The sequence below is a fragment of the Pseudomonas sp. T1.Ur genome (assembly GCF_023516725.1).
Taxonomy (GTDB): domain Bacteria; phylum Pseudomonadota; class Gammaproteobacteria; order Pseudomonadales; family Pseudomonadaceae; genus Aquipseudomonas; species Aquipseudomonas alvandae.
Genome location: NZ_JAMGSN010000001.1, coordinates 546,455 through 558,511 on the forward strand (window position 1 = coordinate 546,455; position 12,057 = coordinate 558,511).

The window sequence follows — 12,057 nt, forward strand, 5'->3', positions numbered from 1 at the left end:
GATCCGACGATTGGGCCAGTCCAGACACTCGATTACTATCAGGGATACTTGCGCTTATCCGGCGCCGGCGGAAAGTACTGGTACAACCAGGTTTCGCTCAAGGTCCGGTCCTTGGAGCGAATGAACAGCCGCATCTCCACCGGGTCCACGCGATCGTCGGTCGGGTACCAGTCGAAGGTAATGCGATAACCCTTGATCGAGTCCAGCACCAGTACGTTGAAATCCTTCACTTCGCCGTGGGAGCAAGTCACCACCGGTTCGATGCCGGTGCCCGGCGGCAACTGGTCGAGGCCGCCGCCGCTGAAGTCCACGGCAAAACGCCGCGCCCAGACGGTCGGGTAATGCTCGCCGGGTGCCCAGCCTTCGATGAAGCCGCCCATGCCGGATCGGGTCGCATCGACGTGCGCCAGGTCCGTGCTGACCGGAGGCAAGGCGCTCCAGTAGAGCTTGTAGCCGTAGTTCAGCGAATCACCGGCGGCGACGGGTTTTTTCGGTGTCCAGAACGCGACGATGTTGTCGAGGGTTTCGCCGGTGGTGGGAATCTCCAGCAGATCGACCGAGCCCTCGCCCCAGGCGGTCGTAGGTTCTACCCACAGGCTTGGACGTTTGCTGTACCAGTCCACGGTGTCCTGGTAACTGTCGAAGTCATGGTCGGTCTGCACCAGGCCGAAGCCTTTCGGGTTCTTGTCGGCGAAGGCGTTGAATTGCAGGGTGGCGGGATTGTTCAGCGGGCGGCAGACCCACTCACCGTTGCCGCGCCACATGGCCAGCCGGTCGGAATCGTGAATTTGCGGGTGAATGGTGTCGCACATGCGTCGTTCGACGGTGCCGCAACTGAACATGCTGGTCATTGGCGCGATGCCCAGTTGCTCGATGGGGGTACGGGCGTTGATATGCGCGTCGATTTCCATGACGACCCGCGTCGGTTGGCAGTCGATGTCAAAACGATAGGCACCGGTGGCGCTAGGCGAGTCGAGCAAGGCATAGACCACGAAACGGGTGCTGTTCTTGTCCGGGGTTTCGAACCAGAACTTGGTGAAATCCGGAAACTCCTCGCGCTTCTTGGCGTAGGTGTCGATGGCCAGGCCACGGGCTGACAAGCCGTACTGGCCGCTGGCGTCGACGGCGCGGAAATAACTGGCGCCTAGGAAGGAAACGATATCGTGGCGGTCCAGCTCCGGTGCCTTGAACACCCGGAACCCGGCGAAACCCAGGTCACCGGTCAGTTGCGAGGTGTTGACCGTGGTCTTCTCGTAATTGAACAGCTCCGGACGGAAATGCACCTCGCGGGCCATGCGCGTCTTCGCATCGACGCTGTACATGCGCACCGGCTGCTTGAAACCCATGCCGACGTGGAAGAACTGGACATCCAGCTGGCCGTCCACCGCGTTCCACAGCGAATGGTTGGCGTCGTACTTGATGGCGTTGAATTGCAGGGGCGACATCTGCGCCAGGGTGGGTGGCAGGACTTGCTTGGTGTCGGTGTAGGGGCTCCTGGCCAACTGCCGGGCCTGGTCTTTCAGCGCATCGAAATCGAACGGCCGGGCTTCGCCATCGGCTGCCTGATCGGCCGCCCAGGCGCGTGCAGCCATGAGCCCGGAAGCTGAGAGCCCGGTGTAGGCGGCAAAGGCCATGGAGGCCTTGAGCAGATTCCTGCGGTGCATAAATACAACCTTCTATCGAAACAATCCCGCGCCGATCCTGGGAACAGGGATTGGTATTAGGGTTCGGACATGCCTTTGGCCAAACGCGACGGACGTTAGAACAGATACCTGAGAGCTGGATCGGTTCACCGAGGCGCAAAATCATAGGGCAAATGATGGAATCGAGAGATGGCAATGCGGGGTTCGGTCAAACTTTCTTACAGAGTTTTCTTTTTTTTACGGCGTTTCGGTGTTTTTTGACTAATTACTCTAAAAAACGCTTTTCACGCTTGGAATCCTCCTTATTCTTTAGCGAGATAGCCGACATAACCGTTCACCAGGCGCTATCAGGCCAACACGACGCAACGAAGGACAAGTCATGACGAAATTACAGGGCATCACCGAAATGCTGGGCGTTTTTCCCGGCCTGGGCACCAAGCGTCGGTCGCGCCGGCTTAGCCTGGAAGAATTGAGATTGGTCGAGCGCTATCGAGAATTATCGGAAAACGACCGGATCGCCATGCGTTACCTCGTAGACGCGATGCGGCGTGTTTCGCAGTTTTGAACACGCTATTTCAAAGGAGAACGCTATGTCGTCAACGGTAGCAAGCAACGGACGGGTGACCATTCCCAAGGCTATTCGCGAGGCCCTGCAATTGGTCCCGGGGTGTGCTGTCGAATTCAGCATCAATGCGCTTGGCGAAGTGGTGCTACGTGCCGTGAGGCACCCTGTGGCAAGGGATTGGGCCCAGGATTGCTTCGAAGTCACCCATGGCAGGGCGAAGATGAAGCAGCGTACGGGTGAGTTGATGGCGCGATTGCCTGCCAGATATAAATGAAGTGAGTGTGTCGCCATGGCCATAAAAAAACACGACCAGACACTGGCGTCCGGTCGTGAGTCAATTGTATTTCGGCTCAGTGCTTGAACATCACATGCCGCACCACCGTGTAATCCTCCAGCCCATACATGGACATGTCCTTGCCGTAGCCGGAGCGTTTCTGACCGCCGTGGGGCATTTCGCTGACGAGCATGAAGTGAGTGTTCACCCAGGTGCAGCCGTATTGCAGTCGCGCTGACAGGCGATGGGCACGGCCGACGTCGGCGGTCCATACCGATGACGCCAATCCGTAGTCCGAGTCGTTGGCCCACGCCAGTACTTGCGCTTCATCAAGGAAGGGGGTGACGGACACCACCGGGCCGAAGACTTCGCGGCGGACGATTTCGTCGTCTTGCTGGGCGTCGGCCAGCACCGTGGGTTCAAAGAAGAAACCGTTGCCGTCCACGGCCTTGCCACCGGTGATCAGGCGGATATGCGGCTGGGCGATGGCCCGCTCGACGAAAGCGGCCACGCGGTCGCGATGCTGGGCGGTGATCAGCGGGCCCATTTCGGTGTCGGGCTCGTTCTGCAAACCGTACTTGATGCTGCTGACCGCAGCGCCGAGTTTCTCGACGAACCGGTCATAGATGCCTTGTTGGGCGTAGATGCGACAAGCGGCGGTGCAATCCTGGCCGGCGTTGTAGAAGCCGAAGGTACGGATGCCTTCCACGGCTGCGTCGATGTCGGCGTCATCGAAGATGATCACCGGGGCTTTTCCGCCCAGCTCCATGTGCATGCGCTTGACGCTGTCGGCGGTGCTGGAAATGATGTTCGAACCGGTGGCGATGGAACCGGTCAGCGACACCATCCGCACTTTCGGGTGGGTGACCAGCGGACTGCCGACGGTTGGCCCGCGACCGAAGACCACGTTGAGCACGCCGGCGGGGAAAATCTGCGCGGCCAGTTCCGCCAGGCGCAAGGCTGTCAGCGGGGTCTGCTCCGACGGCTTGAGCACCACGGTGTTGCCGGCGGCCAGGGCTGGAGCGATTTTCCAGGCGACCATCATCAACGGGTAATTCCACGGCGCGATGGAAGCGATGACGCCCACCGGATCACGACGGATCATCGACGTGTGTCCCGGCAGGTATTCGCCGCCCGCCGAACCGCTCATGCAGCGGCTGGCGCCGGCAAAGAAACGGAACACGTCGGCAATCGCCGGGATCTCGTCGTTCAACGCGGCGCTGAAGGGTTTGCCGCAGTTGTCCGATTCCAGCTTCGCCAGTTCTTCGCCGTTGGCTTCGATGGCGTCGGCCAGCTTGAGCAGCAACAGGGAGCGGTCCTTGGGTGGCACTTGCGACCAGGATTCGAAGGCGCTGTCGGCGGCACGCACGGCGGCATCGACCTGGGCCTCGCTGGCTTCATTGATTTCCACCAGTACTCGACCCAGGGCCGGATTGAATACCGCCTGGCCAGGGCCTTCGCCGTTGACCAGATGGCCGTTGATCAGCAGTTTGGTTTGCATGTCCTTGTCCTCTTGAATGGTTTCCAAGTCTCCTGTGGGAGCGAGCTTGCTCGCGATAGCGGTGGGTCATTCACCGTTGCAGCGACTGACACGACGCATTCGCGAGCAAGCTCGCTCCCACAGGGTTACGGTGCCTGCGATGAGCGAGCTTCGTTGATTACTTCCCGCCGCTCCCGGCCACGCTTTCACCCCCGCGCGTCAGGTAATACGCGCCGAGGATCGGCAACATCGTCACCATCATCACCAGCATCGCCACCACGTTGGTCACGGGCACGTCCCGCGGGCGGCTGAGCTGGTTGAGCAACCAGAGCGGCAAGGTGCGCTCGTGGCCAGCGGTGAACGTGGTGACGATGATTTCATCGAATGACAGGGCAAACGCCAGCATCCCGCCGGCCAGCAGCGCCGACCCCAGGTTAGGCAAGACGATGTAGCGAAAGGTCTGCCAGCCGTCGGCACCCAGGTCCATCGACGCCTCGATCAGGCTGTGGGACGTGCGGCGCAGGCGGGCGATGACGTTGTTGTAGACGATCACCACGCAAAAGGTCGCGTGCCCGACGATGATGGTGAACATCCCGGGCTCGATGCCCAGGGTCTTGAACGTCGCCAACAGGGCGATACCGGTGATGATCCCCGGCAAGGCGATCGGCAGGATCAGCATCAGCGAAATGCCCTGTTTCCCGAAGAAGTCACGGCGGTACAGCGCCGCCGAGGCCAATGTGCCGAGCACCATGGCAATCAGCGTCGCGACAGCGGCGACCTGCAAGGACAGCTTGATCGCCTCCAGCACGTCGGGGCGCGAGAAGGCCACGCTGAACCACTTCAATGTCAGCCCCTTGGGCGGGAAGCTGAACGCAGCGTCTTCGGTATTGAAGGCGTAAAGGAAGATGATCAGGATCGGGAAGTGCAGGAACACCAGCCCGCCCCATGCCGCGATCCGCAAGCCCCACGACGCTTGAGAGTCAGAGTGCATCGAAAGCCCCCAGTCGCTTGACGATGGAAAGGTAGAGGGCGATCAGCACGATGGGCACCAACGTGAATGCCGCGGCCATGGGCATGTTGCCGATGGCGCCTTGCTGGGCGTAGACCATGCTGCCGACGAAATACCCTGGCGGGCCCACCAGTTGCGGCACGATGAAATCCCCCAGGGTCAGCGAGAACGTGAAGATCGAGCCGGCGGCAATTCCCGGGATCGACAACGGCAGGATCACTTGCATGAACGTCTGGCGGGGCTTGGCGCCAAGGTCCGCCGAGGCTTGCAGCAGCGACGGCGGCAGACGCTCCAGGGACGCCTGGATCGGCAGGATCATGAACGGCAACCAGATGTAGACGAACACCAGGAAGCGCCCCAGGTGCGAGGTGGACAAGGTGCTGCCGCCCACGCCGGGAATCCCCAGCACGAACTGCAACACAGGGCCCAGGCCCAGGTGCTGGACGAACCACTGTGCCACGCCGCCCTTGGCCAGCAGCAGCGTCCAGGCATAGGCCTTGACGATGTAGCTGGCCCACATCGGCAGCATGACCGCGATGTAGAAAAACGCCTTCGTCTTGCCGCTGGTGTAGCGCGCCATGTAATAGGCAATCGGGAAAGCGACGATGGCGCTGGCGATGGACACCACGATTGCCATGGCCAGGGTGCGCACGATGATGTCGAAATTCGACGGCTGGAACAACGCCGCGAAATTCGCCAGGGTCAGGTCCGGCGTGACCGCCATGGTGAAGTCGTCGAAGGTGTAGAAACCCTGCCACAGCAAGGTCAGCAGCGAACCCAGGTAGATTGCGCCGAACCAGATCAGCGGCGGCACCAGCAACATCGACAGGTACAGGTTGGGGCGTCGGTACAGCACGTTGGAAAAACGCCGCAGCGGTGAGCCGGGGGCGGGCGTTCGCGTGAGAGCCAAGGTATTCATTTTCAGACCTCGGCCCCGGTGTCATTCAGGGCGATCATTGCCTCGCGGGCCCAGCGCACGGTGAGCTGCTGGCCGGTCTGGTATTGCGTCGCGTTGTCCACCCATTGGGTATTGGCCTGGCTGAGGTTCAGGGTCTGGCCGTTGTCGAGTTTCAGCTCGTAACGCGTGGCGCTGCCCTGGTACTGGATGTCATGGAGCAGGCCCTGGATTTCGATTTCATGGCCGGCCAGCGGGCCTTCGGCGAAACGCACATGCTCCGGGCGAATCGAGAACGGCTGTGGATGACCGCTCAATTGCCGGGCCAGTTCGCCACGGATCACGTTGGAGGTGCCGACGAACTCGGCAACGAAAGTAGTCGCCGGTTTCATATAGAGGTTGCGTGGGGTATCGACTTGTTCGATCCGGCCTTTGTTGAACACCGCGACGCGATCCGACATCGACAGCGCTTCGGTCTGGTCGTGGGTGACGAAAATGAAGGTGATGCCCAGCTGGCGTTGCAGCTTCTTCAACTCGCCCTGCATTTGTTCGCGCAACTTCAGGTCGAGGGCGCCCAGCGGTTCATCCAGCAGCAACACCCGAGGACGATTGACCAGCGCGCGGGCCAGGGCGACGCGTTGGCGCTGGCCGCCTGAAAGCTGCACCGGCTTGCGCTCGCCGTAGCCACCCAGGGCGACCATCTCCAATGCTTCGTCGGCGCGCTTGATTCGTTCTGCCTTGGCCACGCCTTTGACTTTCAAGCCGTAGGCCACGTTGTCGCGCACGTTCATGTGGGGGAAGAGGGCGTAGTCCTGGAAAACCGTGTTGACGTCGCGCTGATAGGGTGCGAGCCCGGTGGCTTCTTCACCGTGGATACGGATCGAACCGGCACTGGGCTGCTCGAACCCGGCGATCAGCCGCAGGCACGTGGTCTTGCCCGAGCCGGAAGGGCCCAGCATGGAAAAGAACTCGCCGTCCTGGATATCGATGGAGACCCGGTCAACGGCCTTCACCTCGCCGAACTGACGGGAAACGTGGGTGAACTGGACTGCAAGCGTCATGGTACGGGGCTCCACAAAACGGGGCGCTATGAATATTGAAATGCAGGCCTGTGGCCGAGGGAGCTTGCTCCCGCTGGATGGCGACGGTAGGAGCTGTCGAGTGCAACGAGGCTGCGATCTTTCCGCTACCCATTGAATCGAGCGCGAAAGATCAAGATCAGAAGATCAAGATCAGAAGATCAAGATCAAAAGATCGTCCGAACGCGGCCCGAGGCTTCGCCAGCTCCTACGCACCAGCGGGAGCAAGCTCCCTCGCCACGGGTTACGCCGGGTTAGCGTCCGCCCATGATCGCAATGTAATCCTGGGTCCAGCGGCTGTACGGCACGAACTTGCCGCCCTCGGCCTGTGGGGTTTTCCAGAACGCGATCTTGTCGAACTGATCGAAGCCGTTGGTCGTGCAACCTTCGGCGCCCAGCAGTTCGCTGGCCTTGCACGCCGCGGGCACCGCAGGCAAGGAACCGAACCACGCGGCGACGTCACCCTGGACGTTCGGTTGCAGCGACCAATCCATCCACTTGTACGCGCAGTTCGGGTGCTTGGCCTCGGCATGCAGCATCGTCGTGTCGGCCCAGCCGGTGGCGCCTTCTTTCGGAATGGTCGAGGCGATCGGCTGTTTCTCGTTCATCAGGCCGTTGACCTGATACGGCCAGGCGCCGGACGCCACCACGCCTTCGTTCTTGAAATCGCTCATTTGCACGGTGGTGTCATGCCAGTAGCGGTGGATCAACGGCTGTTGGCCCCGCAGCAATTCGAGCACCGCCTTGTATTGGGCCTCGTCGAGTTGGTACGGGTCCTTGATACCCAGCTCAGGCTTGGCGGTCTTGAGGTACAGCGCCGCGTCGGCGATGTAGATCGGGCCATCGTAGGCTTGCACGCGGCCCTTGTTCGGCTTGCCGTCGGGCAAATCCTGGGCGTTGAACAGCACACTCCAACTGGTCGGTGCCTGCTTGAACACGCTGGTGTTGTACATCAGCACATTCGGGCCCCATTGGTACGGGGTGCCGTAGGTCTGTTGGTTGACCACGTACCACGGCGCATCCTTGAGGCGCGGGTCGAGGTTCTTCCAGTTGGCGATCAGCGCGGTGTTGATCGGTTGTACGCGCTTGCCGGCAATCAGCCGCAACGACGCGTCGCCCGAGGCGGTCACCAGGTCGTAGCCGCCCTTGGTCATCAGGCTGACCATTTCATCGGACGTCGCGGCGGTTTTCACATTGACCTTGCAGCCGGTTTCCTTCTCGAAGCCGGTGACCCAGTCGTAGGCCTTGTCGCTTTCACCGCGTTCGATGTAGCCCGGCCAGGCGACGATATCCAGTTGGCCTTCGCCAGCACCAACGGCCTTGAGCGGTTCGGCGGCCTGCAGGCTGACGCTGGTCAGCAACGCCGTGGTGATTGCACTGAGCAATACGGTCTTGTGCGCGTACATGGAAATCCCTCTTGCTTTAATTATGGTCGGGGCAGTTTTTTGAGAAATGTGTCGCTGGTTATTGTTTTAGCTTAGCTGCAAGCTGCAAGCTGCAAGCTGCAAGCAAAAGCAGGTAGCGCAGGGCTTGCAGCTTTAAGCTTGCAGCTCAAAGCTCCCGGCCATGCCGGGCCATAATATGGCGCACCACGCTGTAGTCCTGGAGCGAATCGCTGGACAGGTCTTTCCCATAGCCCGAACGTTTCAGTCCGCCGTGGGGCATTTCGCTGACCAGCATGAAATGGCTGTTGATCCAAGTGCAGCCGTATTGCAGCCGCGCCGCCACCTGCATCGCCTTGTCGAGGTTCTGGGTCCACACCGAGGACGCCAGGCCATATTCCGAATCATTGGCCCAATCCACCGCCTGGCTGAGTTCGTCGAAGCGGGTCACGGTGACGACCGGGCCGAATACCTCGCGCTGGACGATTTCATCACTTTGCTTGCAGCCGGCCAGCAGTGTCGGCTGGTAAAAGAAACCGGCGCCGGAATGCACCGCCGCACCTGTGATGCGTTCGATATGCGGCTGGCCGAGGGCACGCTCGACAAAACTGGCGACCCGGTCGCGTTGGCGGACGCTGATCAGCGGGCCGATTTCGTTGTCGGCGTCGCGCTTGCCGGCAAAGCGCAGGCTGCCGACCGCCGCGCCGAGCTCGGCCACCAGCTGGTCATGAATCCCAGCCTGGGCGTAGATCCGGCAGGCCGCGGTGCAATCCTGGCCGGCGTTGTAATAACCATAGGTGCGCACGCCCTCGACCACTGCCCGCAGGTCGGCGTCGTCACAGACAATCACCGGGGCCTTGCCGCCCAGTTCGAGGTGCGTGCGCTTGAGGGTTTTCGCCGCGGCCTGGAGGATCTTCTGCCCGGTGACGATATCCCCCGTCAACGAGACCATGCGCACCTTCGGATGGCTGACCAGATGGCTGCCGACGCCTTCACCGCCACCGCAGATGATATTGATGACGCCGCGCGGCAGGATCTCCGCCAGTGTTGACGCCAGGGCCAGGATCGACAGCGGCGTGTGCTCCGAAGGCTTGAACACCAAGGTGTTGCCGGCGGCCAGGGCCGGGGCGATTTTCCAGGCCGCCATCATGATCGGGTAGTTCCACGGCGCAATCGATGCCACCACGCCCAGCGGGTCGCGGCGCACCATGCTGGTGTAGCCGGGCAGGTATTCACCGCTGAGCTGGCCGGTCTGACAGCGCACGGCGCCAGCAAAGAAACGGAACACGTCCACCGTGGCGCTCAAATCATCCTGGCGGGCCAGGTGCAGCGGCTTGCCGCAGTTCAGGGATTCGAGGCGGGCCAACTCGCTGGCGTTTTTTTCGATGGCGCTGGCGATTTCCAGCAGCAGGTTCGAGCGCTGTTGCGGCGTGGTGCGTGACCAGTCGGGGAAGGCGTGGTGGGCGGCGAGGATCGCGGTCTCGACCTGTTCGAGGCTGGCCTCGGCGATGTGGACGAGTACTTCACCGGTGGCGGGGTTGAGGATCGGCTCGACAACGCCTTCACCCGGGACCAACGCTCCGTCGATCAGCAACGCGGTACAGAACGGGTTTTGCGTGCCAGCCATTTTTTATAGGTCTCAGTTGAAACAAAGAACCTGTGGGAGCGAGCAAGCTCACTCCCACAATGGATTGTTCTCACACAAGGGATTGTGGCGATGCAGCAAGACTAGTGCCCAGCCGCAAGGCCGACAAATTCGAAATACTCAAGGCTGCGTTCGATTAAATAGATGGCTTGCGCCCACCTGGGCGTTGCTCCCGAGCGACGGTCAGGAATGGATCGACCGACGCCGGTCGCGCCGTGCCCCGGCGCCACGCCAGGCCGACGTCGAGCGTCTGGTTGAGGTCGGCAATCGGGCGTGCCTCGATGATGTCGCCCTCCAGCGACCACGGACGATAGGTCATGTCCGGCTGGATCGACACGCCCAGCCCGGCGGCCACCAGGCTGCGCACCGCTTCGGTCGAGGCGGTGCGCAGCGTGACCTGCGGTTGCAAGCCGGCGCCGCGCCAGAGGCGTTGCGCATTGCGATCCATCTCGTCGACGTTCAGCTGGATCAGTGGCTCCCGGGCCACGTCCGCCAGGTTGATGCTGTCGTGTTCCAGCAACGGGTGTTGGGCCGGCAGCCACAAGCGATACGGTGAGTGGGTCAACACCTCGGTCTGCAGGGCGTGGCGGTCTTCGAGGTTGGACAGGATCAGGACGCCGACATCGATTTCGCCGCTGACCAGCAAATGCTCGATATAGGGTCGTTCGTCTTCCATGACGCGGATCGCCACGTTGGGGTAGGCGCGCTGGAAACGGGTCAAGAGGTCCGCCAGGTAGTAACCGGCGACGAGGCTGGTCACGCCGACGGTGACTTGGCCAGCCACCTGGTCGGTGCTTTGTTGCAGGCTGCGCTTGGCATTGTCGACGGTGGCCAGGATCAGGTGGGCCTGGCGCAGGAATTGGTGCCCCTGGTGCGTCAATGTCATGCCCTTGGCGTGCCGGCTGAACAGGCTGACGCCAATCTCTTCTTCCAATTGCTGGATGGCCAGGGTCAGGGTTGATTGGGAGATGAACGCAGTTTGCGCGGCGGCGGAGATCGATCCGGTTTCAGCCACGGCAATGAAATGGCGGATCTGGCGCAGCGTCATCATGGTGGGCTATCCGAGGGCGAATTTATCGATGTCTCGGAGTGTATATCGTTTTTTTAGAAGGCGAGTTGGCGCAGGCACTGGAAGCGTCAGGCAACATCTGGAAGCAATCTCGCCAAGGGCGACAGGGCACTTTCGATCTAGGCTGGTGGCCTCAAGTTGACCTGAAGACGTGGAGGCAACAAATGAACACCCGTGGATTGCTCGATCAGCTTCTCAAGTCCGGCCAGGAACTGCTGCAGAACAAGGCGGGCGGTGCGCAGGGCAAGCCGTCTGGTGGACTGGGCGGGTTGCTCGGCGGCTCTGGCAACCTGGGCGGAATGCTTTCCGGCGCGGGCGGCGGAGCGTTGGCCGCCGGGGCCATGGGATTGCTGCTGGGCAACAAGAAGGCCCGCAACTTCGGTGGCAAGGCCTTGGCTTATGGCGGCTTGGCTGCGTTGGGGGTGATTGCCTACAAGGCTTATGGCAACTGGCAGGCCCAGCAGGGCAACGCGCCGAAGACCGAGCCGCAGACCCTGGACCGCGTCCCGGCGGGGCAAGTCGAGCAACACAGCCAGGCGATCCTCAAGGCCCTGGTCGCGGCGGCCAAGGCTGACGGCCATGTGGACGAGCGCGAGCGGCAATTGATCGAAGGTGAATTCACCAAGCTCGACAACGATCAGGAACTGCAGCACTGGTTGCACGCCGAACTCAACAAACCCCTGGACCCCACCGATGTGGCCCGAGCGGCCAGCACGCCGGAAATTGCCTCGGAAATGTACATCGCCAGCGTGATGCTGGTGGACGAGGAAAATTTCATGGAGAAATCCTACCTCGACGAACTGGCGCGCCAGCTCAAGCTGGAGCCGGGGTTGAAGGCTGAACTGGAGAAACAGGTGCGCCAGGCTTGCGCCTGATCTCCCTCAATGGTGTTGTGTTGGCCAATGTTGTTGAGTTCACCGCACCGTGGCGAGGGAGCTTGCTCCCGCTGGGTCGTAGGAGCTGGCGAAGCCTCGGGCCGCGTTCGGACGATCTTTTGATCTTTCGCTTGGGATTCA

At 61.5% G+C, this 12,057-nt stretch carries 11 protein-coding genes; 3 read left to right on the forward strand and 8 right to left on the reverse strand.

What is annotated here, in order from left to right:
- Window positions 1–38: 38 nt before the first annotated feature.
- Window positions 39–1,664, reverse strand: coding sequence for a glucan biosynthesis protein D (locus M8Q45_RS02525; RefSeq protein WP_249873451.1), 1,626 nt, complete (start codon window positions 1,662–1,664; stop codon window positions 39–41).
- Window positions 1,665–2,022: 358 nt separating this feature from the next.
- Between M8Q45_RS02525 and M8Q45_RS02530 the strand changes: the two genes are divergently transcribed.
- Window positions 2,023–2,208 (forward strand): hypothetical protein, encoded by a 186-nt coding sequence (locus M8Q45_RS02530; protein ID WP_249873452.1) that lies wholly within the window; start codon window positions 2,023–2,025, stop codon window positions 2,206–2,208.
- A gap of 25 nt (window positions 2,209–2,233) precedes the next feature.
- Window positions 2,234–2,482, forward strand: a complete 249-nt coding sequence (locus M8Q45_RS02535) for an AbrB/MazE/SpoVT family DNA-binding domain-containing protein (RefSeq protein ID WP_249873453.1) — start codon at window positions 2,234–2,236, stop codon at window positions 2,480–2,482.
- 76 nt (window positions 2,483–2,558) lie between these two features.
- Here M8Q45_RS02535 and M8Q45_RS02540 read toward each other — a convergent pair whose 3' ends face one another.
- From M8Q45_RS02540 to M8Q45_RS02570, 7 genes are all read right to left on the reverse strand, one after another.
- The gene (locus tag M8Q45_RS02540; protein WP_249873454.1) at window positions 2,559–3,983 is read right to left on the reverse strand and encodes a gamma-aminobutyraldehyde dehydrogenase; all 1,425 of its coding nucleotides are present in this window, start codon (window positions 3,981–3,983) and stop codon (window positions 2,559–2,561) included.
- Between the two features lie 157 nt (window positions 3,984–4,140).
- Window positions 4,141–4,953, reverse strand: a complete 813-nt coding sequence (locus M8Q45_RS02545; protein WP_030139543.1) for an ABC transporter permease — start codon at window positions 4,951–4,953, stop codon at window positions 4,141–4,143.
- Window positions 4,943–5,890: an ABC transporter permease gene (locus tag M8Q45_RS02550; RefSeq protein ID WP_249873455.1), complete on the reverse strand. Its 948-nt coding sequence runs from the start codon at window positions 5,888–5,890 to the stop codon at window positions 4,943–4,945. Before M8Q45_RS02550 ends, M8Q45_RS02545 begins: the two co-directional genes overlap by 11 nt.
- 2 nt (window positions 5,891–5,892) lie before the next feature.
- On the reverse strand, window positions 5,893–6,927 hold the full coding sequence (locus M8Q45_RS02555) for an ABC transporter ATP-binding protein (protein ID WP_030139541.1): 1,035 nt from the start codon (window positions 6,925–6,927) through the stop codon (window positions 5,893–5,895).
- A gap of 272 nt (window positions 6,928–7,199) precedes the next feature.
- Complete coding sequence (ydcS, locus tag M8Q45_RS02560) at window positions 7,200–8,351, reverse strand: putative ABC transporter substrate-binding protein YdcS (RefSeq protein ID WP_249873456.1); 1,152 nt, start codon at window positions 8,349–8,351, stop codon at window positions 7,200–7,202.
- 145 nt (window positions 8,352–8,496) lie between these two features.
- On the reverse strand, window positions 8,497–9,954 hold the full coding sequence (locus M8Q45_RS02565) for a gamma-aminobutyraldehyde dehydrogenase (RefSeq protein ID WP_249873457.1): 1,458 nt from the start codon (window positions 9,952–9,954) through the stop codon (window positions 8,497–8,499).
- A gap of 154 nt (window positions 9,955–10,108) precedes the next feature.
- Complete coding sequence (locus M8Q45_RS02570; RefSeq protein WP_249873458.1) at window positions 10,109–11,023, reverse strand: LysR family transcriptional regulator; 915 nt, start codon at window positions 11,021–11,023, stop codon at window positions 10,109–10,111.
- Window positions 11,024–11,205: 182 nt separating this feature from the next.
- On the opposite strand from M8Q45_RS02570, the gene M8Q45_RS02575 reads away from it, so the two are divergent.
- A complete protein-coding gene (locus tag M8Q45_RS02575) occupies window positions 11,206–11,916 on the forward strand; it encodes a tellurite resistance TerB family protein (protein ID WP_249873459.1) in 711 nt (236 codons plus the stop codon).
- Window positions 11,917–12,057: the final 141 nt, after the last annotated feature.